The organism is Pseudomonas sp. J452 (assembly GCF_024666525.1).
Classification (GTDB): domain Bacteria; phylum Pseudomonadota; class Gammaproteobacteria; order Pseudomonadales; family Pseudomonadaceae; genus Aquipseudomonas.
Map to the genome: position 1 here is coordinate 2,038,065 of NZ_CP088294.1, position 25,030 is coordinate 2,063,094.

The window sequence follows — 25,030 nt, forward strand, 5'->3', positions numbered from 1 at the left end:
AAGGTTATAGACACAGTTTCGGGAGAGTAAAAATGGGCAGAATCATCGGTATCGACCTGGGGACTACCAACTCCTGCGTCGCCATTCTGGAAAACGGTAGCGTCAAGGTCATCGAAAACGCCGAAGGCGCGCGTACCACGCCGTCCATCATTGCCTACGCCAACGACGGCGAGATCCTGGTCGGTCAGGCTGCCAAGCGCCAGGCCGTGACCAACCCGCACAACACCCTGTACGCGGTGAAGCGCCTGATCGGTCGCCGCTTCGACGAAGACGTGGTGCAGAAAGACATCAAGATGGTCCCCTACAAAATCGCCAAGGCCGACAACGGTGACGCCTGGGTCGAAGTGAAGGGCCAGAAAATGGCACCGCCGCAGATCTCCGCGGAAGTGCTGAAGAAGATGAAGAAGACCGCCGAAGACTATCTCGGCGAGCCGGTCACCGAAGCGGTGATCACAGTTCCTGCGTATTTCAACGACAGCCAGCGCCAGGCCACCAAAGACGCCGGCCGCATCGCCGGTCTCGAGGTCAAGCGCATCATCAACGAGCCGACCGCGGCTGCGCTGGCCTACGGCATGGACAAGGGCAAGGGCGACCACACCGTGATCGTCTATGACCTGGGTGGCGGTACCTTCGACGTGTCGGTGATCGAGATCGCCGAAGTCGACGGCGAGCACCAGTTCGAAGTGCTGGCCACCAACGGTGACACCTTCCTCGGTGGTGAGGACTTCGACATTCGCCTGATCGACTACCTTGTCGACGAATTCAAGAAAGAGTCCGGCATCGACCTGAAAGGCGATCCGCTGGCCATGCAGCGCCTGAAAGAGTCCGCCGAGAAGGCCAAGATCGAGCTGTCGTCCGCGCAGCAGACTGACGTCAACCTGCCGTACATCACGGCCGATGCCAGCGGTCCGAAGCACCTCAACGTGAAGATTTCCCGCGCCAAGCTGGAAGCCCTGGTTGAAGAGCTGGTCACCCGTACCATCGAGCCGTGCCGCATCGCCCTGAAGGACTCCGGTCTGGACGTTGGCAGCATCGACGAAGTGATCCTGGTTGGCGGTCAGACCCGCATGCCGCTGGTGCAGCAGAAGGTTGCCGAGTTCTTCGGTAAAGAAGCGCGCAAGGACGTCAACCCGGACGAAGCCGTAGCCATCGGTGCTGCGATTCAGGGCGCCGTTCTGGCTGGCGACGTCAAGGACGTGCTGCTGCTCGACGTATCGCCGCTGACCCTGGGTATCGAAACCATGGGCGGCGTGATGACGGCGCTGATCGAGAAGAACACCACCATCCCGACCAAGAAGTCGCAGGTCTTCTCCACCGCCGACGACAACCAGGGCGCAGTGACCATTCACGTGCTGCAGGGCGAGCGCAAGCAAGCCGCGCAGAACAAGTCGCTGGGCAAGTTCGACTTGGCCGAGATTCCGCCGGCTCCGCGTGGCGTGCCGCAGATCGAAGTGACCTTCGACATCGACGCCAACGGCATCCTGCATGTCGGCGCCAAAGACAAGGCCACCGGCAAGCAGCAGTCCATCGTGATCAAGGCCAACTCCGGTCTGTCCGAGGAAGAAATCGAGCAGATGGTGCGTGACGCCGAGGCCAACGCCGAGGAAGACCGCAAGTTCGAAGAGCTGGTCACTGCGCGTAACCAGGGCGATGGTCTGGTGCACGCCACCCGCAAGATGATCACCGAAGCCGGCGACAAGGCCACGGCTGACGAGAAAGCGGCCATCGAGAAGGCGCTGGGCGAGCTGGAAGTTGCCGTCAAGGGCGACGACAAGGCGGCCATCGAAGCGAAGATGAACGCGCTGTCCGAAGTCACTGCTCCGCTGGCGCAGAAGATGTATGCCGAACAGCCGCAGCCGGGTGCTGCAGCTCAGGGTGCAGACCAGGCTCAGGACGCGGCCGACGATGTTGTCGATGCCGAGTTCGAAGAGGTCAAGGACAACAAGTAAGCCACGGCTTGCTTCCGTTCCAGCCTGCCGAAGCCTGGCTTCGGCAGGCGCGATTCGCCGCGCGGGAGCTTGCTCCCGCGTTGGCGTGTCTGGAGCAGACGAATTTAAAGGTGTTGATGTATGGCCAAACGTGACTATTACGAAGTGCTCGGTGTGGAGCGCGGTGTCAGCGAGGCGGAGCTGAAAAAGGCTTACCGGCGCCTGGCGATGAAGCACCACCCGGACCGCAATCCGGACGACAAGGCTTCGGAAGAGAAATTCAAGGAAGCCAACGAGGCCTACGAAGTGCTCTCCGATGCCAGCAAGCGCTCGGCCTATGACCAGTACGGGCATGCCGGCGTCGACCCGCAGATGGGTGGCGGTGGCGGCTTCGGTGGTGGCGGGGCGAACTTCTCCGACATCTTCGGTGACGTGTTCAGCGACTTCTTCGGTGGTGGTCGCGGCGGCTCGCGTGGCGGCGCCCAGCGTGGCAGCGACCTGCGCTACACCCTGGAGCTGGATCTGGAAGAGGCGGTGCGCGGCACCACCGTGACCATCCGCGTGCCGACCCTGGTCAACTGCAAGCCGTGCGATGGCTCCGGGGCGAAGAAGGGCACCAGTCCGGTGACCTGTACCACCTGCGGCGGCATTGGCCAGGTGCGCATGCAGCAGGGCTTCTTCTCGGTGCAGCAGACCTGCCCGCGTTGTCACGGCAACGGCAAGATGATCACCGACCCCTGTGGCTCGTGCCATGGCCAGGGACGTGTGGAAGAGAGCAAGACCCTGTCGGTCAAGGTGCCGGCTGGTGTCGATACTGGTGACCGCATCCGCCTATCGGGCGAAGGCGAAGCTGGTAGCATGGGTGGCCCGGCGGGCGACCTGTATGTAGTGGTCAATGTGCGCGAGCACGCGATCTTCCAGCGCGACGGCAAACACCTGTACTGCGAAGTGCCGATCAGTTTTGCTGACGCGGCGCTGGGTGGCGAGCTGGAAGTGCCGACCCTGGATGGCCGGGTCAAGCTGAAGATTCCGGAAGGCACCCAGACCGGCAAACTGTTCCGCTTGCGCGGCAAGGGTGTGGCTCCGGTGCGTGGTGGCGGTGCCGGCGACCTGCTGTGCAAGGTGGCGGTGGAAACCCCGGTCAACCTGGACAAGCGCCAGCGCGAGCTGCTGGAAGAGTTCCGCAAGTCGCTGGAAGGCGACAGCTCCCACTCGCCCAAGGCCAGCGGCTGGTTCGACGGCGTGAAGCGCTTCTTCGGTGATATCTAAGGAATCGGCTATGCGACGTATTGCAGTGATGGGCGCCGCTGGGCGCATGGGCAAGATCCTCATCGAGGCGGTCGACCAGGCGGAAGGCGCCCAGCTGACCGCCGCGGTGGATCGCCCGGATAGCAGCCTGATCGGCGCCGATGCCGGCGAGCTGGCGGCGCTGGGCAAGATCGGCGTGGTGCTGGCCGGTGATCTGGGGGCGGTGCTCGATCAGTTCGATGTGCTGATTGATTTCACCCATCCGTCGGTCACCCTGAAGAACCTGGAAGTCTGCCGTCAGGCCGGCAAGGCCATGGTCATCGGCACCACCGGCTTCAGCGTGGAAGAGAAGCAATTGCTGGTGGAAGCGGCCAAGGACATTCCGATCGTCTTTGCCGCCAACTACAGCGTCGGCATCAATCTGTGCCTGAAACTGCTGGATACCGCCGCTCGCGTGCTGGGCGATGAGGTCGATATCGAGATCATCGAGGCGCACCACCGGCACAAGGTCGATGCACCGTCCGGTACCGCGCTACGTATGGGGGAAGTAGTGGCCAATGCCCTGGGACGCGATCTGCAGAAGGTCGCGGTGTACGGGCGTGAGGGTCAGACCGGCGCCCGTGAGCGCGAGACCATCGGCTTTGCCACTGTGCGCGCGGGCGATGTGGTCGGTGATCACACGGTTCTGTTCGCTGCCGACGGCGAGCGCGTGGAAATCACCCACAAGGCGTCCAGTCGGATGACCTTCGCCAAGGGTGCAGTGCGTGCGGCGCTGTGGCTGCAAAGCCAGCCGGCCGGGCTGTATGACATGCAGGATGTGCTGGGACTGAGCTGACATAGCGTTTCGGTCCATCCTGGCGGTGGACCGAAAAGGCGTTTTCCTGTAAGCTTCCTGCTTTAGTGTGTCCACTAAAAGTAACGCAGAATGAATCAGATAAAGAAGCGGGGTGACGGTCAATACGTCATCCCGCTTTTTTACAACCTGCGTTTGTGCAAGTTTCAGATCTAAGGGAGGTCTTCTTGACTAAGCCAGCCATACTCGCCCTTGCCGACGGCAGCATTTTCCGCGGTGAAGCAATCGGGGCCGACGGCCATACCATCGGTGAAGTGGTGTTCAACACCGCCATGACCGGCTATCAGGAAATCCTTACCGATCCTTCCTATGCCCAGCAAATCGTCACGCTGACCTATCCGCATATCGGCAACACCGGCACCACGCCGGAAGATGCCGAGTCCAACCGCGTGTGGGCTGCCGGCCTGATCATTCGCGATCTGCCGTTGACCTCCAGCAACTGGCGCAACAAGCAGCCGCTGGACGAGTACCTGAAAGAGAACGGTACCGTCGCCATCGCCGGCATCGACACCCGTCGCCTGACCCGCATCCTGCGCGAAAAGGGCTCGCAGAACGGCTGCATCCTGGCTGGTGAAGACGCCACCGAGGAAAAAGCCCTGGAGCTTGCGCGCAGCTTCCCTGGCCTGAAAGGCATGGACCTGGCCAAAGTGGTCAGCTGCACTGAGCGCTACGAGTGGCGCTCCAGTGTGTGGGAGCTGAAAACCGACAGTCATCCGGAAATTGCCGCCAGCGAGCTGCCCTACCACGTGGTCGCCTATGACTACGGGGTCAAGGTCAACATCCTGCGCATGCTGGTCGAGCGCGGTTGCCGCCTGACCGTGGTGCCGGCGCAGACCCCGGCCAGCGACGTATTGGCGCTGAACCCGGACGGCGTGTTCCTCTCCAACGGTCCTGGCGACCCCGAGCCGTGCGATTACGCGATCCAGGCGATCAAGGAAGTGCTCAACACCGAGATTCCGGTGTTCGGCATCTGCCTCGGCCACCAGCTGCTGGCCCTGGCCTCCGGCGCCAAGACCGTGAAGATGGGCACCGGCCACCACGGCGCCAACCACCCGGTGCAGGACCTCGACAGTGGCGTGGTGATGATCACCAGCCAGAACCACGGCTTTGCCGTGGACGAGCCGAGCCTGCCGGCCAACCTGCGCGCCACCCACAAGTCGCTGTTCGACGGCACCCTGCAGGGTATCGAGCGTACCGACAAGGACGCGTTCAGCTTCCAGGGTCACCCCGAGGCGAGCCCCGGCCCGCACGATGTGGCTCCGCTGTTCGATCGCTTCATCGAAGCCATGGCCAAGCGCCGTTAAGCCAGCCGACTGACCCAAGGATTCGAGTAAGAAACATGCCAAAACGTACAGACATCAAAAGCATCCTGATCCTCGGCGCCGGCCCCATCGTTATCGGCCAGGCCTGCGAGTTCGACTATTCCGGTGCCCAGGCCTGTAAAGCCCTGAAAGAAGAGGGCTACCGCGTCATCCTGGTGAACTCTAACCCGGCCACCATCATGACCGACCCGGCCATGGCTGACGCCACTTACATCGAGCCGATCAAGTGGTCCACCGTGGCCAAGATCATCGAGAAGGAGCGTCCGGACGCCCTGCTGCCGACCATGGGCGGCCAGACCGCGCTGAACTGCGCGCTGGACCTGGAAAAGCACGGCATCCTGGAAAAATTCGGCGTCGAGATGATCGGTGCCAATGCCGACACCATCGACAAGGCCGAAGACCGTTCGCGCTTCGATAAGGCGATGAAAGACATCGGCCTGGCCTGCCCAGTTTCCGGCATCGCGCACAACATGGAAGAAGCCTACGGCGTGCTGGAGAAGGTTGGCTTCCCGTGCATCATTCGTCCGTCTTTCACCATGGGCGGCACCGGCGGCGGTATCGCCTACAACCGTGAAGAGTTCGAAGAAATCTGCGCCCGCGGCCTGGATCTGTCGCCGACCAGCGAACTGCTGATCGACGAATCGCTGATCGGCTGGAAGGAATACGAGATGGAGGTGGTCCGCGACAAGAAGGACAACTGCATCATCGTCTGCGCCATCGAAAACTTCGACCCGATGGGCGTGCACACTGGCGACTCGATCACCGTGGCCCCTGCGCAAACCCTGACCGACAAGGAATACCAGATCCTGCGTAACGCCTCCCTGGCGGTACTGCGCGAGATCGGCGTGGAAACTGGCGGCTCCAACGTGCAGTTCGGCATCTGCCCGAACACCGGCCGTATGGTCGTCATCGAGATGAACCCGCGCGTGTCGCGTTCCTCTGCGCTGGCTTCCAAGGCCACCGGCTTCCCGATCGCCAAGATCGCCGCCAAGCTGGCTGTCGGCTACACCCTCGACGAGCTGAGCAACGACATCACCGGCGGCCGCACCCCGGCATCGTTCGAGCCGGCCATCGACTACGTCGTGACCAAGATCCCGCGTTTCGCCTTCGAGAAATTCCCCAAGGCCGACGCCCGCCTGACCACCCAGATGAAGTCCGTGGGTGAGGTCATGGCCATCGGTCGCACCTTCCAGGAGTCCCTGCAGAAAGCTCTGCGCGGTCTGGAAGTGGGCGTCTCCGGCTTCGATCCGAAGCTCGATCTGAACGATCCGGAAGCCGAGAGCACCCTGCGTCGCGAACTGACCGTGCCGAGTGCCGACCGCATCTGGTACATCGCCGATGCCTTCCGTGCGGGCAAGAGCGTCGAGGAAATCTTCCAGCTGACCAACATCGACGAGTGGTTCCTGGTACAGATCGAAGACCTGATCAAGGACGAAGAGCGGGTCAAGACCCTCGGCCTGTCCAGCATCGACCGCGACGCCATGTACAAGCTCAAGCGCAAGGGCTTCTCCGACGCGCGCCTGGCCAAGCTGCTTGGCGTCACCGAGAAGAACCTGCGCAGCCATCGTCACAAGCTGAAAGTGCTGCCGGTGTACAAGCGCGTCGACACCTGCGCCGCCGAGTTCGCCACCGACACCGCCTACATGTACTCGACCTACGAGGAAGAGTGCGAGGCCAACCCGTCGAGCCGCGAGAAGATCATGATCCTCGGCGGCGGCCCCAACCGTATCGGTCAGGGCATCGAGTTCGATTACTGCTGCGTGCACGCCGCGCTGGCCATGCGTGAAGACGGGTACGAGACCATCATGGTCAACTGCAACCCGGAAACCGTGTCCACCGACTACGACACCTCCGATCGCCTGTACTTCGAGCCAGTGACCCTGGAAGACGTGCTGGAAATCGTCCGCGTCGAGCAGCCGAAAGGCGTGATCGTGCAGTACGGCGGGCAGACCCCGCTGAAGATCTGCCGTGCCCTGGAAGAAGCCGGCGTACCGATCATCGGTACTTCGCCGGATGCCATCGACCGCGCCGAAGACCGCGAGCGCTTCCAGCAGATGGTTCAGCGTCTCGGTCTGCGTCAGCCGGCCAACGCCACCGCGCGCAGCGAAGACGAGGCCCTGGCTCACTCCAAGGTTATCGGCTACCCGCTGGTGGTGCGCCCCTCCTACGTGCTGGGTGGTCGCGCCATGGAGATCGTCTATCAGGAAGACGAGCTCAAGCGTTACATGCGTGAAGCGGTGAAAGTCTCCAACGACAGCCCGGTGCTGCTCGACCACTTCCTCAACTGCGCCATCGAAGTCGACATCGACGCGGTGTGTGACGGCGAGAGCGTGGTGATCGGCGCGATCATGCAGCACATCGAGCAGGCTGGCGTGCACTCCGGTGACTCGGCCTGCTCGCTGCCGCCGTACTCGCTGCCGATGCACATCCAGGACGAGATCCGCGAGCAGGTCAAGAAAATGGCCCTGGAGCTCGGTGTGGTCGGCCTGATGAACGTGCAGATGGCCGTGCAGGGCGAGGATATCTTCGTCATCGAAGTGAACCCGCGCGCCTCGCGTACCGTGCCGTTCGTGTCCAAGTGCGTCGGTGTCTCGCTGGCCAAGGTGGCTGCCCGTGTCATGGCTGGCAAGTCGCTGGCCGATGCCGGTTACACCAAGGAAATCATCCCGCCGTACTTCAGCGTCAAGGAAGCGGTATTCCCGTTCGCCAAGTTCCCTGGCGTCGACCCGATCCTCGGCCCAGAGATGAAGTCCACCGGTGAAGTGATGGGCGTGGGCGATACCTTCGGTGAGGCTTTCGCCAAGGCGCAGATGGGGGCTAGTGAGGTGCTGCCGAACTCCGGTTGTGCCTTCATCAGTGTGCGTGACGATGACAAGCCGTTGGTAGCGGGCGTTGCCCGTGACCTGATCGAGCTGGGTTTTGAAGTGGTGGCTACCGCCGGCACCGCCAAGCTGATTGAGGCTGCTGGCCTGCCAGTGCGTCGGGTGAACAAGGTGACTGAAGGCCGTCCGCACGTGGTCGACATGATCAAGAACGACGAAGTCACCCTGATCATCAACACCACCGAAGGCCGTCAGTCGATTGCTGACTCCTACTCCATTCGTCGTAACGCTCTGCAGCACAAGATCTACTGCACCACCACCATCGCGGCGGGGCAGGCGATCTGCGAGGCGCTCAAGTTCGGTCCCGAGAAGACCGTGCGCCGGCTGCAGGATCTGCATGCAGGAATCAAGGCATGACCAAATACCCCATGACCGTCCAGGGCGCTCGCGCCCTGGAGGAAGAGCACGCTCATCTGACCAAGGTGGTGCGCCCCAAGCTCAGCCAGGACATCGGTACCGCGCGTGAGCTGGGTGATCTCAAGGAAAACGCCGAATACCACGCCGCGCGCGAGCAGCAAGGCATGGTCGAGGCGCGTATTCGCGATATCGAAGGCCGCCTGCAGAATGCGGTGATCATCGATGTCACTACCATTGCCCACACCGGCAAGGTGATTTTCGGCACCACCGTCGAGATCGCCAACTGCGAGACCGACGAGAGCGTCACCTACCAGATCGTTGGTGAGGACGAGGCCGATATCAAGCTGAGCAAGATTTCCGTTGGCTCACCCATCGCCCGTGCCTTGATCGGCAAGGAGGAGGGGGATGTGGTCACGGTGAAGACGCCGAGCGGTGTGGTCGAGTACGAGATTGTCGAAGTCCGTCATCTTTAAGCGTCAGCCGCCGCGTGCGGGGGCGATCAGCTGGCAGCTGGCCCAGACCTTCTGGGTCGGCGGCTTGTGGCTGTTGCACTTCGTCATGCTGCCGGCGCTGGAGAAGATCGGTCTGGCGCCGCTGCTGATCGAGACGATCGGCGCGACCCTCAATCCCTTGCTGATCGGTTTCGCTGCGTTCTGTGCATTGTTGCAGGTGGCAGTGCTGATGCAGGCCGAAGGCGTGCGCAGCCTCTGGCGTGATATGCGTGGGCAGTTGCTGCTAGCGGTGCTGGGGATGGCGCTGGCGTACTTTGCAGTGCGCGAGTGGCAGCCGGATGCGGCGCGCTGGCTGCTGTTCAACTACCTGGTGCTGGCGTTGTGCGGCGTGCTACTGGTGTTGCAGCCGCTGCCGGGGCAGCGGGCGGGGCGCTGACTGCCGCTATCAGGCCTGATAGCGGTGGATGTTGGACAGGTTCTTGTTGGCCTTGGGGTTCTTGCGGTAGACCAGGGCCATCTTGCCAATGATCTGCACCACTTCACAGCGGCCGACCTTGCTCAGTTCCTCGATCAGGGCGCGGCGATCGTCACGCTCGGTGATGCGGAACTGCACCTTGATCAATTCGTGATCACTCAGTGCGCGCTCCAATTCGGCCTGTACGCCTTCGGTCAGGCCGTTCTCGGCGACAATCAATACCGGCTTCAAGTGGTGGCCGATAGATTTGAAGTGTTTCTTCTGCTCGTTGGTAAGCGCCATGATCTGATCCTGCGACGGGGAAGCTGCCGGAAACGGAATGCGTTTGACCTGCTTGGGCGAAAGCTGGAAGGCGCGCATGGCGCAGTTTCTCCAACCTTTTTGCCAAGTCTGGCCTCGCATGCCGAGGTTGCGGGTGGCTTCTGAACTGTAAAAACGGCGTAGTTTACCCGAGCGTGCTGACGTGCGCCCAGCTAATCACTGGCCGTTGCAGATGAACTGCTCTGTGGTCGGCTCTGGGCTGGTGGGTATGGGTCGAAAAGAGCGCTTCGCTGATCCGTACGCCAAAATCACATAGGTAGACGGTTATCGCTCGGATGCTGCGCCGCTGGGCGCTTGATTGCCTTGGGCTTCCTGGTGCGGTAGTGCGGGTGTTGTCTTTATTCAGTGAGGGCTTTGCCGGTCAGGGGCATTTATGCGGATGGTCGAGCGTGTCGGCGGTTGTGCGCTAGGCCTTGTGAATTCCGATATGGCCCCAATATGTGAAATAACGCTGTTGCTGCACGGCCGCTTCCGCGAGCAATACCTGCCCGCGCGGGTTTTTCGCTGGGGCTAGACTGGTCGACAGCTGTGGGCATGGCGCAGGTTGCTGCGCCACAGTGCTCATAAAGGGTTACAGACGGCACCTGCCAGGGGCAGGGTTGTGTAGTAAGTTAGGCGTGTATATCTCAAGCCGTTTTGCGAAGCGCGTTTCAGGACGGGGCTCGCTTCAGAGGGTAGCTAATTGAACGACATGGCAAAGAACCTGATCCTGTGGCTGATCATCGCGGCCGTTCTGGTCACGGTGATGAACAACTTCTCCACGCCCAGCGAGTCCGGCAAGCTGAACTATTCCGAGTTCATCCAGCAGGTGCAGGAAGGTCGGGTCAAGCAGGTCACGGTGGATGGCTACATCATCAGTGGAAAGAACGCCGATGGCACCACCTTCGAGACCGTGCGTCCGGCTATCGAAGACCGTGGGTTGATCAAGGATCTGATCGACAACAACGTCGAGATCGTCGGCAAGCAGCCGGAGCGTCAGAGCATCTGGACCCAGTTGCTGGTGGCCAGTTTCCCGATCCTGGTGATCATCGCCGTGTTCATGTTCTTCATGCGCCAGATGCAGGGCGGTGGCGGCGGCAAGGGCGGGCCGATGAGCTTCGGCAAGTCCAAGGCGCGTCTGCTCTCGGAAGATCAGGTCAAGACCACCTTTGCTGACGTCGCCGGTTGCGACGAGGCCAAGGAAGAAGTCGGTGAGCTGGTCGAGTTCCTCCGTGATCCGGGCAAGTTCCAGCGCCTCGGTGGGCGTATCCCGCGCGGCGTGCTGATGGTTGGCTCGCCAGGTACCGGTAAGACCTTGCTGGCAAAAGCAGTTGCCGGCGAAGCGAAAGTACCGTTCTTCACCATTTCCGGTTCGGACTTCGTCGAGATGTTTGTCGGCGTTGGTGCGTCCCGTGTGCGTGACATGTTCGAACAAGCCAAAAAGCACGCGCCCTGCATCATCTTCATCGATGAAATCGACGCCGTTGGCCGTCATCGTGGTGCTGGCATGGGCGGCGGCCACGACGAGCGTGAGCAGACGCTCAACCAGTTGCTGGTGGAGATGGATGGCTTTGAAATGAACGATGGCATCATCGTCATTGCTGCGACTAACCGTCCCGACGTGCTGGATCCGGCGCTGCTGCGTCCGGGTCGCTTCGATCGCCAGGTTGTGGTGGGTTTGCCGGACATTCGTGGTCGCGAGCAGATCCTCAAGGTGCATATGCGCAAAGTGCCGATGGGCGAGGATGTTGTTCCTGCGGTTATCGCACGCGGCACGCCAGGTTTCTCCGGTGCCGATCTGGCTAATCTGGTCAACGAGGCATCGCTGTTTGCGGCCCGCGCCGGTAAGCGTCTGGTCGAGATGAAAGAGTTCGAACTGGCCAAAGACAAGATCATGATGGGCGCCGAGCGCAAGACCATGGTCATGTCGGACAAGGAGAAACTTAATACAGCTTTCCACGAGGCTGGCCACGCCATTGTCGGGCGTCTGGTGCCTGAGCATGATCCTGTCTACAAGGTGTCGATTATCCCGCGCGGGCGGGCCTTGGGTGTGACCATGTTCTTGCCTGAGGAGGATCGCTACAGCCTGAGCAAGCGCGCCCTGACCAGTCAGATCTGCTCGCTGTTCGGCGGCCGTATTGCCGAGGAAATGACCCTGGGCTTCGATGGTGTCACTACAGGTGCTTCCAACGACATCATGCGCGCCACCCAGTTGGCCAAGAATATGGTCACCAAGTGGGGCTTGTCGGAAAAGCTCGGCCCGCTGATGTATGCCGAAGAAGAAGGTGAAGTGTTCCTCGGTCGTAGCATGGGTAGTCAGCACAGCAATGTCTCTGCCGATACTGCCAAGCTGATCGATCAGGAAGTGCGCAGTATCATTGATCAGTGCTATGCCACCGCCAAGCGCCTGTTGCAGGACAATCGCGATAAGCTCGATGCAATGGCTGAGGCGCTGATGAAGTACGAAACCATCGACGCCGATCAGATCGATGACATCATGAACGGCCTCGCTCCACGCGAGCCGAAAGGCTGGCAGGGTGGTGGCGACAACAACGGCACGCCTACAACGCCTGTTGCAGTTGCTGAGTCAGCAGAAAAGCCTATTGGTGGCCCTGCCGCCGAGCACTAAGGTTGCCAATGTCTGTTGTGCCAATCTTTGACCGGCTGCCCTGTGGTAGCCGGTTTCTTGATTTAAGCCGTCCGCAAGTGATGGGCATCCTCAATGTCACCCCTGACTCCTTTTCCGATGGTGGTCGTTTCGCTGCGCGGGATGCGGCGTTGCGTCATGCGGCGGAAATGGTCGCGGCGGGCGCAACACTGATCGATGTCGGTGGCGAGTCGACCCGGCCGGGTGCGCGGCCTGTCTCGCCGCTCGAGGAGATGGAGCGTGTGGCTCCGGTGGTCGAAGCTATTGTCGCCGAGCTGGATGTGGTGATTTCCCTGGATACCTCGACGCCAGCGGTGATGCGCGAGGGCGCCCGTCTGGGTGCGGGGCTGATCAATGATGTGCGCGCGCTGCGCCGTGATGGCGCCCTTGAAGCGGCAGCTGACACTGGCTTGCCAGTCTGCCTGATGCATATGCGCGGCGAGCCCGGCACCATGCAGGAAAGCCCGCAATACCAAGATGTGCTGGTGGAGGTTCGTGATTTTTTAACTGAGCGCATGGCTGCATGTGCGGCGGTGGGTATTCCTCCTGAGCGCATCGTGCTCGATCCGGGCTTTGGCTTTGCCAAGGCGTTGGCGCATAACCTGAGCCTGTTCAAACATCTGGAAGGGTTGCATGTGCTGGGCCGGCCGTTGCTGGTCGGCGTTTCGCGCAAGAGCATGATCGGCCAGGCGCTGGGTCGTGAAGTCGGCGAGCGTCTCTATGGTGGGTTGGCGCTGGCGGCTCTGGCCGTCGACAAGGGTGCCTGCATCCTGCGCGTTCACGATGTTGCTGAGACTGTCGATGCCGTGCGCATGATTGCGGCCGTGCAGGCTGCAGAATAAAAGCGAGTGGAGTGTTTATGAGTAGAAAATATTTTGGCACTGACGGTATTCGCGGCCATGTCGGGCAATTTCCTATCACTCCAGACTTCATGCTCAAGCTTGGCTGGGCGGCCGGTATGGCGTTTCGCAAGCAGGGTAAGTGCCGCATTCTGATTGGCAAGGACACGCGCATATCTGGCTACATGTTCGAGTCTGCCCTGGAGGCCGGGTTGGTGGCCTCGGGTGCTGATGTCATGCTGCTGGGGCCTATGCCCACTCCGGCGATTGCCTACCTGACGCGTACCTTCCAGGCCGAGGCAGGGATCGTCATCAGTGCTTCGCATAATCCGCACTACGACAATGGCATCAAGTTCTTTTCCGGCAAGGGCACCAAGCTGCCGGATGAGGTCGAGTTGATGATCGAGGAGCTGCTCGATCAGCCGATGACGGTGGTCGAGTCGGCGCAGCTCGGCAAGGTTTCGCGCATCAATGATGCGGCTGGGCGCTACATCGAGTTCTGCAAGAGCAGTGTGCCCACCAGCACCAGCTTTGCCGGGCTCAAGCTGGTAATCGATTGCGCTCATGGCGCTACCTATAAAGTTGCGCCCAGCGTTTTCCGTGAGTTGGGTGCGCAGGTTTCGACTCTGGCTGTGCAGCCCAACGGGCTCAATATCAATGATGATTGTGGTTCGACCCATGTCGCTGCGTTGCAGGCGGAAGTGCTGGCGCAGCAGGCCGATCTGGGGATTGCCTTCGATGGTGATGGTGATCGCGTGCTGATGATCGATCATGACGGCACTGTGGTGGATGGTGATGAGCTGCTGTTCATCATTGCGCGTGACCTGCAGGAGCGCGGCAAGCTCGGCGGTGGCGTGGTGGGGACGCTGATGAGCAATCTGGGCCTGGAGCTGGCGTTGGCCGAGCAGGGTATTCCCTTCGCGCGGGCCAAGGTGGGCGACCGCTACGTGATGGCCGAGCTGCAGGAGCGTGACTGGCAGCTGGGTGGGGAAAATTCAGGGCATGTGGTGTGTTTCCAGCACACCACTACCGGCGATGCGATCATTGCCGCTCTGCAGGTGCTGATGGCGCTCAAGCGTAGCGGTCAGACCCTGGCTGAAGCGCGCCAGGCTTTGCGTAAGTGTCCGCAGGTGCTGATCAATGTGCGGTTTGCCGGTGGTCTCGATCCGATCGAGCACCCTGCGGTCAAAGATGCCTGCGCGCGGGTGACCGAGCGCATGGCGGGGCGTGGGCGAGTATTGCTGCGCAAGTCCGGCACCGAGCCGTTGGTACGCGTGATGGTCGAGGGTGAGGATGAGGCGCAGGTGCGCGGCTATGCCGAAGAGTTGGCGAAAGTAGTCGCTGAAGTCTGTGCCTGATTGGCTTGCCAGTGCAGATGCTCTTGGGTAACATCTGCGCCCACTTTGATCGACGAGGTCTGGCATGCGTCGCCCCCTGGTAGCTGGTAACTGGAAAATGCACGGTACCCGCGCCAGCGTCGCAGAGCTGATCAAGGGCCTTCGTCAGCTTGCATTGCCGAGTGGTGTGGAAGTTGCGGTTTTTCCGCCCTGCCTTTACATCAACCAGGTTATTGCGGGTCTGGAAGGTAAGTCGATCGCCGTTGGTGCCCAGAATTGTGCTGTAGAGCCGATGCAGGGTGCTTTGACGGGAGAGGTAGCGCCCAGCCAGTTGGCGGATGCAGGTTGTTCGCTGGTGTTGGTTGGGCATTCCGAGCGTCGCCAGATTCTGGGTGAGCGCGACGATATCCTCAGTCGCAAATTTGCTGCGGCGCAGTCCTGTGGTTTGGTGCCTGTGCTGTGTGTGGGTGAAACGCTGGAGCAGCGTCAGGCTGGCAAGACCCTTGAGGTGGTTGCTGGTCAGCTCGGTAGCGTGATTGAAGAGTTGGGTGTGGGGGCTTTTGCTCGTGCTGTGGTTGCGTATGAGCCGGTCTGGGCCATTGGTACCGGGCTGACTGCATCGCCACAGCAGGCGCAGGATGTCCATGCGGCCATACGTGCGCAACTGGCGGCGGAGAATGCCGAGGTTGCGCGCGGGGTTAGGATTTTGTACGGCGGCAGCGTGAAAGCTGCGAATGCTGCCGAACTGTTCGGCATGCCGGATATCGATGGGGGGCTCATTGGTGGAGCCTCTCTGAATGCAGATGAGTTTGGTGCGATCTGTCGCGCTGCAGGAAACTGAAAAATGCTGGAAACAGTCGTAATTGTTGTCCATCTGCTGGTTGCCATCGGTGTGGTTGCGCTGGTGCTGCTGCAGCAGGGTAAGGGTGCCGATGCAGGTGCTTCGTTTGGTGCTGGTGCTTCGGCTACTGTCTTCGGTAGTCAGGGTTCGGCTACCTTTCTGAGTCGCTTTACCGGTATACTCGCTGCGATTTTTTTCATTACCAGCTTGGGTTTAGCGTTCTTTGCTAAAGAAAAGTCTGATATGCTAACGCAAGCAGGCCTGCCAGATCCGGCGGTACTTGAAGTGCAACAGGAAAAGCCGGCTGTCGAAGATGTGCCGGTGCTCGAAGAGCAGGCTCCAGCTGTTGAAGCAGCTGATGTGCCGAGCGCTCCGGAGCAGAAGTAACACCCGTTTTTTGCCGAGGTGGTGGAATTGGTAGACACGCTACCTTGAGGTGGTAGTGGCCATAGGCTGTAGGGGTTCGAGTCCCCTCCTCGGTACCAAATCAACAGGGCCCGCTTTGTGCGGGCTCTGTTGTTTCTGGTGGTTCGGTTGACCCGGAAGGGGTGTCAGCCGTATACTTTCGCCCCAGCTTTGACGCGGGGTGGAGCAGTCTGGTAGCTCGTCGGGCTCATAACCCGAAGGTCGTTGGTTCAAATCCAGCCCCCGCAACCAGTGGTATAGAAGCCCCTTTTCAGGGGCTTTTTGCTAGCTGGACAGTCCGCCGCCAGTTTTTCTGAGTGGCTCGATGATGGGCGTTTCGCCCATTTTTTATTTGTACGACATGCACGGAGGGGTTCAGGTGTCGAGCAAGCTAGAGCAGTTGCAGGCCTTGTTGGCCCCGGTAGTGGAGTCGCTTGGCTACGAGTGCTGGGGTGTCGAGTTCCTGTCTCAGGGTCGGCATTCCTTGCTCCGGGTCTATATCGACCAGGCAGATGGTGTGCTGGTTGAAGATTGTGAAAAGGTCAGTCGGCAGATCAGCGGTGTGCTGGATGTCGAGGATCCGATTGCCAGTGAGTACACCCTCGAGGTGTCGTCACCAGGCATGGATCGACCGTTGTTTACTCTTGAGCAGTTTGCCAAGCACGTTGGCGAGCAAGTGAAAATCAAGTTGCGTTCACCATTTGATGGGCGACGCAATTTCCAGGGCCTTCTCCGCGGTGTGGAGGAGCAGGACGTGGTGGTGCTGGTGGATGACCACGAATACCTGTTGCCGATCGACCTGATCGACAAGGCCAACATTATCCCCCGTTTTGACTGAGGCGCGGATCCCGCGGAGTACGCGGATTGCGCAGTTAGCGCGGATTGCGTGGCTTCAATGGATTGCGAAAGGCGAGGCGTACGATGAGTAAAGAAGTACTGCTGGTTGTAGAGTCGGTATCCAACGAAAAAGGCGTACCGGCCAGTGTAATTTTCGAAGCGCTGGAGCTGGCTCTGGCGACGGCGACCAAAAAGCGTTTTGACGACGAGGTCGAGCTGCGTGTGGAGATCAATCGCCACACCGGTAACTATGAGACTTTCCGCTGCTGGAATGTGGTCGAGGAAGACGACCTGGAAAACCCGGCAGCCGAGCTGACTGTCGAGCAGGCCCAGGAGCAGAAGCCGGGCGCCAAGGTCGGTGACATTGTTGAAGAGCCGGTCGATTCGATCGAGTTTGGTCGCATTGCTGCGCAAACCGCCAAGCAGGTCATCGTGCAGAAAGTGCGCGAGGCCGAGCGTGCCCAGGTGGTTGACGCCTACCGCGAGCGTGTTGGCGAGATCATCTCCGGTACCGTGAAGAAAGTGACCCGCGACAGTGTGATCGTCGACCTGGGTAACAATGCCGAAGCATTGCTGGCCCGCGAAGACATCATCCCGCGGGAAACCTTCCGCGTCGGTGCCCGTCTGCGTGCCCTGCTCAAGGAAATCCGCACCGAGAACCGTGGTCCGCAGCTGATCCTGTCGCGCACCGCGCCGCAGATGCTGATCGAGCTGTTCCGCATCGAAGTGCCGGAAATCGCCGAAGAGCTGATCGAAGTGATGGCCGCCTCCCGTGACCCGGGTTCGCGCGCCAAGATCGCCGTGCGCTCGAAAGACAAGCGTATTGATCCGCAGGGTGCCTGCATCGGCATGCGCGGTTCGCGTGTGCAGGCCGTTTCCGGCGAGCTGGGTGGCGAGCGCGTGGACATCGTGCTGTGGGACGACAACGTCGCCCAGTTCGTGATCAACGCCATGGCCCCGGCCGAAGTGGCGGCGATCATCGTTGACGAAGACACCCATGCCATGGATATCGCCGTTGGCGAAGACAACCTGGCTCAGGCCATTGGTCGTGGCGGTCAGAACGTGCGCCTGGCCAGTCAGCTGACCGGTTGGACGCTCAACGTGATGACCGAGGCCGACATCCAAGCCAAGCAGCAAGCCGAGACCGGCGACATCCTGCAGAACTTCATCGACGAGCTGGAAGTCGACGAAGAGCTGGCCCAGGTGCTGGTCGAAGAAGGCTTTACCAGCCTGGAAGAAATCGCCTACGTGCCGATGGAAGAGATGCTCAGCATCGACGGTTTCGACGAGGACATCGTCAACGAGCTGCGCGCTCGTGCCAAGGATCGTCTGCTGACCAAAGCCATCGCCAACGAAGAGAAGCTGGCCGATGCCCAGCCCGCCGAGGACTTGCTGTCCCTGGAAGGCATGGACAAGAACCTGGCGCAAGAACTGGCAGTACGCGGTGTTGTTACCCGCGAAGACCTGGCCGAGCAGTCGATTGACGACTTGCTCGACATCGACGGCATCGACCAAGAGCGTGCCGGCAAGCTGATCATGGCCGCCCGAGCCCATTGGTTCGAGTAAGTTTTACGGCCTGAGGAGAGAAGTGCATGACGCAAGTCACGGTGAAAGAACTGGCCCAAGTGGTCGACACACCGGTAGAGCGCCTGCTGCAGCAGATGCGTGAGGCGGGTCTGCCGCACACCAGTGCCGAGCAAGTTGTGACCGACAATGAGAAGCAAGCTCTGCTTGCCCACCTCAAGAGCAGCCACGGCGAGAAACTGGAAGAGCCGCGCAAGATCACCTTGCAACGCAAAACCACTACCACCCTGAAAGTCGCTGGTAGCAAGACCATCAGCGTGGAAGTGCGTAAGAAGAAAACCTACGTCAAGCGCAGCCCTGACGAGATCGAAGCCGAGAAGCAGCGCGAGCTGGAAGAGCAGCGCGTCGCTCAGGAAGCGGCTCGTCTGAAGGCCGAGCAGGAAGCTGCTCGCCGTGCAGAGGAAGAAGCTCGCAAGCAGCCAGCTGTTGCAGGCGCTGTAGCGGATGCAGTGGCTGCTCCGGCAGCGGCTCCGGTTATCGCTCCGGTCGAGGCCGCTGCGGCAATCGATCTGGCCGCGGCTGAGCGCAAGAAAGAAGAACAGCGCCGTCCGGAAAAAGCCCGCAGCGACGATGCCGATCGTCGCGGTGGTGATCGCAAGACCACCCAGCATCGCCCGACCGTCAAGGAAAAGGCACCGGCTCCGCGTGTTGCTCCGCGTACTGTCGACGAAGAGACCGATGGTTTCCGTCGCGGTGGTCGTGGCAAGGGCAAGCTGAAGAAGCGTAATCAACATGGGTTCCAGAGCCCAACGGGGCCGATCGTGCGTGATGTAAACATTGGCGAGACCATCACCGTGGCCGACCTGGCCGCACAGATGGCGGTCAAGGGCGCGGAAATCGTCAAGTTCATGTTCAAGCTGGGCACTCCGGTGACCATCAACCAGGTGCTGGATCAGGAAACTGCCCAGCTGATCGCCGAAGAGTTTGGCCACAAGGTCAAGCTGGTCAGCGACAACGTCCTGGAAGAGCAGCTGGCCGAATCGTTGAAGTTCGAAGGTGAGTCCTTCCATCGTGCGCCGGTCGTGACCGTAATGGGTCACGTCGACCACGGTAAGACCTCGCTGCTCGACTACATTCGTCGTGCCAAGGTGGCAGCCGGCGAAGCCGGTGGCATCACCCAGCACATCGGTGCCTACCACGTCGAAACCGACCGTGGCATGGTCACCTTCCTCGATACCCCGGGCCACGCCGCGTTTACCCAGATGCGTGCGCGTGGTGCCAAGGCGACCGACATCGTCATCCTCGTGGTGGCGGCGGACGACGGCGTGATGCCGCAGACCCAGGAAGCCGTGCAGCACGCGAAAGCGGCTGGCGTGCCGATCGTGGTTGCGGTGAACAAGATCGACAAGCCGGGTGCCAACCTGGACAACATCAAGAACGGCCTGGCCGCGCTGGATGTGATTCCGGAAGAGTGGGGCGGCGACACGCCGTTCGTGAATGTCTCGGCGAAAATGGGTACCGGTGTCGACGAATTGCTCGAAGCCGTCCTGCTGCAAGCCGAAGTGCTGGAGCTCAAAGCTACTCCGTCGGCTCCGGGCCGCGGCGTTGTGGTCGAGTCGCGCCTGGACAAGGGCCGTGGCTCGGTAGCCACCGTGTTGGTACAGGACGGTACCCTGCGTCAGGGCGACATGGTCCTGGTCGGCGTCAACTATGGCCGCGTGCGTGCCATGCTCGACGAGAACGGCAAGCCGATCAAGGAAGCCGGTCCGTCGATTCCAGTCGAGATCCTCGGCCTGGACGGTACCCCGGATGCGGGCGACGACATGACCGTGGTTGCCGACGAGAAGAAGGCCCGCGAAGTGGCCCTGTTCCGTCAAGGCAAGTTCCGCGAAGTCAAACTGGCTCGCGCGCATGCTGGCAAGCTGGAAAACATCTTCGAGAACATGGGCCAGGCAGAGAAGAAGACGCTCAACATCGTCCTTAAATCCGACGTCCGTGGTTCGCTGGAAGCGCTGCAGGGTTCGCTCAGCGGCCTGGGCAACGACGAAGTGCAAGTGCGTGTGGTCGGTGGCGGTGTCGGTGGTATCACCGAATCCGATGCCAACCTGGCGCTGGCCTCCAACGCGGTGCTGTTCGGCTTCAACGTGCGTGCCGACGCCGGTGCGCGCAAGATCGTCGAGGCCGAAGGCCTGGACATGCGTTACTACAACGTGATCTACGACATCATCGAAGACGTCAAGAAAGCCCTGACCGGCATGCTCGGCAGCGATGTTCGCGAGAATATCCTGGGTATCGCCGAAGTGCGTGACGTGTTCCGTTCGCCGAAGTTTGGCGCGGTCGCCGGTTGCATGGTGGTCGAAGGTGTCGTGCACCGTAACCGTCCGATTCGCGTCCTGCGCGAAGACGTGGTGATCTTCGAAGGCGAGCTGGAATCCCTGCGCCGCTTCAAGGACGACATGTCCGAAGTGCGGAATGGCATGGAGTGCGGTATCGCGGTGAAGAGCTACAACGACGTCAAGGTCGGCGACAAGATCGAAGTGTTCGAGAAGGTCCAGGTGGCTCGTACGCTGTAACGCGCGAGCTGCAATACGCAACGCCCGGCCCCGCATAGCGCGGCCGGGCGTTTGCCGCTTTTGTACCCGCTGGCAGTGCCGGCGGGAGAGGTAAGGAAAATGGCCAAGATATACAGCCGTACCCAGCGTATCGGCGACCAGATCCAGCGCGAGCTGGCGCAGATGATCCCGCGTGAGGTCAAGGACCCGCGCCTGGGCTTCGTCACCGTTACCGCCGTGGAAGTCAGTCGTGATGTCGGTCACGCCAAGATCTTCATCACCGTCATGGGTGAGAACGATCCAGAAAAGATTCGCCAGAACGTGCGCGTACTGAATGACGCTGCCGGTTACCTGCGCATGCTGCTCGGCAAGGCGATGAAACTGCGCAGCGTGCCGCAGTTGCATTTCCACTATGACGAAAGCATCTCCCGCGGCGTGCACCTGTCCTCGTTGATCGAACGTGCCGTCGCCGAAGACAGCAAGCATCAGGACGATTGACGTGGCTCAGGTCAAACGTATCCGCCGCAATGTCAGCGGCATCATCCTGCTCGACAAGCCGCACGGTTTCAGCTCCAACGCCGCGCTGCAGAAGGTGCGCTGGCTGCTGAATGCCGAGAAGGCCGGTCACACCGGCAGCCTCGACCCGCTGGCCACTGGCGTGTTGCCGCTGTGCTTCGGTGAGGCGACCAAGTTCTCCCAGTATCTTCTGGATGCCGACAAGGGTTACGAGACCCTGGCCCAGCTCGGCGTGACCACCACCACCGGCGATGCCGAGGGTGATGTGTTGGAGCGCCGTGAGGTGACCGTCGGTCGGGACGATGTGGAAGCGCTGCTGCCGCGTTTTCGCGGTGAAATCAGCCAGATACCACCGATGTACTCGGCCCTGAAGAAGGATGGCCAGCCGTTGTACAAGCTGGCGCGAGCCGGTGAAGTAGTGGAGCGCGAGGCGCGTTCTGTTACTATTGCGCGCCTGGAATTACTCAGCCTCGAACAGTCGCAATTGCGCCTGAGCGTGGCCTGCAGCAAAGGCACCTATATTCGCACCCTGGTCGAGGATCTCGGCCAGTTGCTCGGTTGCGGTGCCCATGTTGCCGAACTGCGGCGTACCCAGGCCGGTCCGTTCAGCCTGGCGCAGACGGTAACCCTGGAAGAGCTGGAACAGGCCCATGCCGAAGGTGGCAACGAGGCCGTGGACCGCTTCCTGCTACCGTCCGACAGCGGCTTGCAACACTGGCCGCTGCTGCAGTTCAGCGAACACAGCAGCTACTACTGGCTGCATGGGCAGCCGGTACGCGCCCCGGAAGCACCGAAGTTCGGCATGGTGCGGGTGCAGGATCACAATGGTCGCTTCATCGGTATCGGTGAAGTGAGCGAAGACGGGCGCATTGCGCCGCGTCGGCTAATTCGGTCGGAATGACCGAAACCGTCAGCGGATTCGTTCGCTGGCGTACGAGGATGGCTGTCAACAGGCACGGTCACCCCTCACTTTTTAATACAGGGAATAGTCCCTGGCCTGTTCACTCTAGGAGCCCATTACCATGGCACTGAGCGTTGAAGAAAAAGCCCAAATCGTAACCGACTACAAGCAAGCTGAAGGCGACACCGGTTCTCCGGAAGTGCAAGTTGCACTGCTGACCGCCAACATCAACAAGCTGCAAGGCCACTTCAAGGCCAACGGCAAAGACCACCACTCCCGTCGTGGCCTGATCCGTATGGTTAACCAGCGTCGTAAGCTGCTGGATTACCTGAAGGGCAAAGATGCCTCGCGTTACAGCGCCCTGATCGGTCGCCTGGGTCTGCGTCGTTAAGACGTACACCTGAAGTGAGAAGCTGGAAGTTTTCAGCGGCGAGTGGGTTCAACCCACTTGCGGCTGCGGGCTTCCAGCTTCTGGCTTTCTGCAGGAATGATTTAGAGCCTGTCCAAAATCCGCTGCTGCGGCGCCGGATTCTGAACAGACTTTCGGGGGGCTCGCCCCTCGCTCCACCCGTTTCCCCAAGGCAACAAAGAGAAGGAAAACACCGTGAACCCGGTAATCAAGAAGTTCCAGTTCGGTCAATCGACCGTAACCCTCGAGACTGGCCGTATCGCCCGTCAAGCCTCCGGCGCAGTGCTGGTCACCGTTGACGACGACGTCACCGTCCTGGTCGCCGTAACCGGCGCCAAGACTGCCGACCCAAGCAAAGGCTTCTTCCCGCTCTCCGTGCACTACCAGGAAAAAACCTACGCCGCGGGCAAGATCCCCGGTGGTTTCTTCAAGCGCGAAGCGCGTCCTTCGGAAAAAGAAACCCTGACCTCGCGTCTGATCGACCGTCCGATCCGTCCGCTGTTCCCGGAAGGTTTCCAGAACGAAGTGCAGGTCATCTGCACCGTGGTTTCCACCAGCAAGAAGACCGATCCGGACATCGCAGCGATGATCGGTACCTCGGCTGCCCTGGCCATCTCCGGCATCCCGTTCAACGGCCCGATCGGTGCCGCGCGCGTCGCCTTCCACCCGGAAACCGGCTACCTGCTGAACCCGACCTACGAGCAGCTCAAGGCTTCCAGCCTGGACATGGTCGTGGCCGGTACCAAAGACGCCGTGCTGATGGTTGAATCCGAAGCCAAAGAGCTGACCGAAGACCAGATGCTGGGCGCCGTGCTGTTCGCCCACGACGAATTCCAGGCCGTGATCCAGGCCGTGACCGAGCTGGCTGCCGAAGCCGCCAAGCCGACCTGGGACTGGAAAGCCAAGCCCGCCAACACCGTGCTGCTCGATGCTATCCGCAGCGAGTTCGGCGAGGCCATCTCTCAGGCCTACACCATCATCATCAAGCAGGACCGCTACGCGCGTCTGGGCGAGCTGAAAGATCAGGTGGTTGCCAAGTTCTCCGGTGAAGAAGGCCAGCCTTCCGCCGGTGAAGTCAAAGAAGCCTTCGGCGAAATCGAATACCGCACCGTGCGCGAGAACATCGTCAACGGCAAGCCGCGTATCGACGGCCGTGACACCCGCACCGTGCGTGGCCTGAACATCGAAGTCGGCGTGCTCGACAAGACCCACGGTTCGGCCCTGTTCACCCGTGGCGAAACCCAGGCTCTGGTGGTTGCCACCCTCGGTACCGCGCGTGACGCACAGCTGCTCGACACCCTCGAAGGCGAGCGCAAAGACCCCTTCATGCTGCACTACAACTTCCCGCCGTACTCGGTCGGTGAGTGTGGTCGCATGGGCGCCACCGGTCGCCGCGAAATCGGCCACGGCCGTCTGGCCCGTCGTTCGGTGCAGGCCATGCTGCCGGCCGCCGACGTGTTCCCGTACACCATCCGCGTGGTCTCGGAAATCACCGAATCCAACGGTTCTTCCTCGATGGCTTCCGTGTGCGGCGCTTCCCTGGCCCTGATGGACGCTGGTGTGCCGATGAAGGCGCCGGTTGCCGGTATCGCCATGGGTCTGGTCAAGGAAGGCGAGAAGTTCGCCGTTCTGACCGACATCCTCGGTGACGAAGATCACCTGGGTGACATGGACTTCAAGGTTGCCGGTACCGCCAATGGCGTCACCGCACTGCAGATGGACATCAAGATCCAGGGCATCACCGAAGAGATCATGGAAATCGCCCTGGGCCAGGCCCTGGAAGCGCGCCTGAACATCCTCGGCCAGATGAACCAGGTGATTGCCCAGTCGCGTAGCGAGCTGTCGGCTAACGCCCCGACCATGATCGCGATGAAGATCGACCAGGACAAAATCCGCGACGTCATCGGCAAGGGTGGCGCGACCATCCGTGGTATCTGCGAAGAGACCAAGGCCTCGATCGACATCGAAGACGACGGCTCGATCAAGATCTTCGGCGAAACCAAGGAAGCGGCCGAGGCCGCGCGTCAGCGCGTACTGGGCATCACCGCGGAAGCCGAGATCGGCAAGATCTACGTCGGCAAGGTCGAGCGCATCGTCGACTTCGGCGCCTTCGTCAACATCCTGCCGGGCAAGGACGGTCTGGTGCACATCTCCATGCTGAGCGACGCTCGCGTTGAGAAAGTCACCGACATTCTGAAAGAAGGTCAGGAAGTTGAAGTACTGGTACTGGACGTGGACAACCGCGGCCGTATCAAGCTGTCGATCAAAGACGTTGCAGCAGCCAAGGCTTCCGGTGTCTAAACCGTAGTCAGGCAGTAAAGAGGAGGGCCCGCTTGCGGGCCCTCTTTTTTTGCCTGCGATTTGCCGGGACAATGGCGGCTCGCGTAGTACCCACAAGGATGTTT

General features: G+C 60.9%; 20 protein-coding genes and 2 tRNA genes. 21 read left to right on the forward strand and 1 reads right to left on the reverse strand.

Going from position 1 to position 25,030, the window contains the following annotated elements; genetic code table 11:
* Positions 1 to 32 precede the first annotated feature (32 nt).
* From dnaK to LRS11_RS09170, 7 genes are all read left to right on the forward strand, one after another.
* Positions 33 to 1,949, forward strand: coding sequence for a molecular chaperone DnaK (gene dnaK, locus LRS11_RS09140; RefSeq protein ID WP_260496513.1), 1,917 nt, complete (start codon positions 33 to 35; stop codon positions 1,947 to 1,949).
* A 120-nt stretch (positions 1,950 to 2,069) separates the two neighbouring features.
* On the forward strand, positions 2,070 to 3,197 hold the full coding sequence (gene dnaJ / locus LRS11_RS09145; protein WP_260496514.1) for a molecular chaperone DnaJ: 1,128 nt from the start codon (positions 2,070 to 2,072) through the stop codon (positions 3,195 to 3,197).
* A 10-nt stretch (positions 3,198 to 3,207) separates the two neighbouring features.
* The gene (dapB, locus tag LRS11_RS09150; RefSeq protein WP_260496515.1) at positions 3,208 to 4,011 is read left to right on the forward strand and encodes a 4-hydroxy-tetrahydrodipicolinate reductase; all 804 of its coding nucleotides are present in this window, start codon (positions 3,208 to 3,210) and stop codon (positions 4,009 to 4,011) included.
* Positions 4,012 to 4,196: 185 nt separating this feature from the next.
* Entirely contained in the window at positions 4,197 to 5,333 is a 1,137-nt protein-coding gene (gene carA, locus LRS11_RS09155; protein WP_260496516.1) for a glutamine-hydrolyzing carbamoyl-phosphate synthase small subunit, read from the forward strand.
* A gap of 35 nt (positions 5,334 to 5,368) precedes the next feature.
* Complete coding sequence (gene carB, locus LRS11_RS09160) at positions 5,369 to 8,590, forward strand: carbamoyl-phosphate synthase large subunit (RefSeq protein ID WP_260496517.1); 3,222 nt, start codon at positions 5,369 to 5,371, stop codon at positions 8,588 to 8,590.
* Complete coding sequence (greA, locus tag LRS11_RS09165) at positions 8,587 to 9,063, forward strand: transcription elongation factor GreA (protein WP_260496518.1); 477 nt, start codon at positions 8,587 to 8,589, stop codon at positions 9,061 to 9,063. The genes carB and greA overlap by 4 nt, the downstream gene beginning before the upstream one ends.
* Positions 9,041 to 9,478, forward strand: coding sequence for a DUF4149 domain-containing protein (locus tag LRS11_RS09170; protein WP_260496519.1), 438 nt, complete (start codon positions 9,041 to 9,043; stop codon positions 9,476 to 9,478). Before greA ends, LRS11_RS09170 begins: the two co-directional genes overlap by 23 nt.
* 9 nt (positions 9,479 to 9,487) lie before the next feature.
* On the opposite strand, the gene yhbY is transcribed toward LRS11_RS09170, so the two are convergent.
* Complete coding sequence (gene yhbY, locus LRS11_RS09175) at positions 9,488 to 9,799, reverse strand: ribosome assembly RNA-binding protein YhbY (protein WP_173209404.1); 312 nt, start codon at positions 9,797 to 9,799, stop codon at positions 9,488 to 9,490.
* A 730-nt stretch (positions 9,800 to 10,529) separates the two neighbouring features.
* Between yhbY and ftsH the strand changes: the two genes are divergently transcribed.
* From ftsH to pnp, 14 genes are all read left to right on the forward strand, one after another.
* Positions 10,530 to 12,446 carry an ATP-dependent zinc metalloprotease FtsH gene (ftsH, locus tag LRS11_RS09180; protein ID WP_260496520.1) on the forward strand — a complete coding sequence of 639 codons (1,917 nt, stop codon included), beginning with the start codon at positions 10,530 to 10,532 and terminating at the stop codon, positions 12,444 to 12,446.
* Between the two features lie 8 nt (positions 12,447 to 12,454).
* Positions 12,455 to 13,306: a dihydropteroate synthase gene (gene folP / locus LRS11_RS09185; RefSeq protein ID WP_260496521.1), complete on the forward strand. Its 852-nt coding sequence runs from the start codon at positions 12,455 to 12,457 to the stop codon at positions 13,304 to 13,306.
* Between the two features lie 17 nt (positions 13,307 to 13,323).
* Positions 13,324 to 14,661: a phosphoglucosamine mutase gene (gene glmM / locus LRS11_RS09190; protein ID WP_260496522.1), complete on the forward strand. Its 1,338-nt coding sequence runs from the start codon at positions 13,324 to 13,326 to the stop codon at positions 14,659 to 14,661.
* A gap of 64 nt (positions 14,662 to 14,725) precedes the next feature.
* Entirely contained in the window at positions 14,726 to 15,481 is a 756-nt protein-coding gene (gene tpiA / locus LRS11_RS09195) for a triose-phosphate isomerase (protein ID WP_260496523.1), read from the forward strand.
* Positions 15,482 to 15,484: 3 nt separating this feature from the next.
* Positions 15,485 to 15,868: a preprotein translocase subunit SecG gene (gene secG, locus LRS11_RS09200; RefSeq protein ID WP_260496524.1), complete on the forward strand. Its 384-nt coding sequence runs from the start codon at positions 15,485 to 15,487 to the stop codon at positions 15,866 to 15,868.
* A gap of 12 nt (positions 15,869 to 15,880) precedes the next feature.
* Positions 15,881 to 15,966: transfer RNA gene (locus LRS11_RS09205), tRNA-Leu, on the forward strand.
* Between the two features lie 95 nt (positions 15,967 to 16,061).
* A tRNA-Met gene (locus LRS11_RS09210) sits at positions 16,062 to 16,138 on the forward strand.
* Positions 16,139 to 16,265: 127 nt separating this feature from the next.
* A complete protein-coding gene (rimP, locus tag LRS11_RS09215; RefSeq protein ID WP_182833103.1) occupies positions 16,266 to 16,724 on the forward strand; it encodes a ribosome maturation factor RimP in 459 nt (152 codons plus the stop codon).
* Positions 16,725 to 16,807: 83 nt separating this feature from the next.
* Entirely contained in the window at positions 16,808 to 18,289 is a 1,482-nt protein-coding gene (gene nusA, locus LRS11_RS09220; RefSeq protein ID WP_260496525.1) for a transcription termination factor NusA, read from the forward strand.
* 26 nt (positions 18,290 to 18,315) lie between these two features.
* A complete protein-coding gene (gene infB, locus LRS11_RS09225; protein ID WP_260496526.1) occupies positions 18,316 to 20,820 on the forward strand; it encodes a translation initiation factor IF-2 in 2,505 nt (834 codons plus the stop codon).
* A 99-nt stretch (positions 20,821 to 20,919) separates the two neighbouring features.
* A complete protein-coding gene (gene rbfA / locus LRS11_RS09230) occupies positions 20,920 to 21,297 on the forward strand; it encodes a 30S ribosome-binding factor RbfA (protein WP_182831977.1) in 378 nt (125 codons plus the stop codon).
* Position 21,298: 1 nt separating this feature from the next.
* The gene (truB, locus tag LRS11_RS09235) at positions 21,299 to 22,216 is read left to right on the forward strand and encodes a tRNA pseudouridine(55) synthase TruB (RefSeq protein WP_260496527.1); all 918 of its coding nucleotides are present in this window, start codon (positions 21,299 to 21,301) and stop codon (positions 22,214 to 22,216) included.
* Between the two features lie 121 nt (positions 22,217 to 22,337).
* A complete protein-coding gene (gene rpsO / locus LRS11_RS09240) occupies positions 22,338 to 22,607 on the forward strand; it encodes a 30S ribosomal protein S15 (protein WP_182831975.1) in 270 nt (89 codons plus the stop codon).
* A gap of 213 nt (positions 22,608 to 22,820) precedes the next feature.
* The gene (gene pnp / locus LRS11_RS09245) at positions 22,821 to 24,926 is read left to right on the forward strand and encodes a polyribonucleotide nucleotidyltransferase (protein ID WP_260496528.1); all 2,106 of its coding nucleotides are present in this window, start codon (positions 22,821 to 22,823) and stop codon (positions 24,924 to 24,926) included.
* The last annotated feature ends 104 nt before the right edge of the window (positions 24,927 to 25,030 follow it).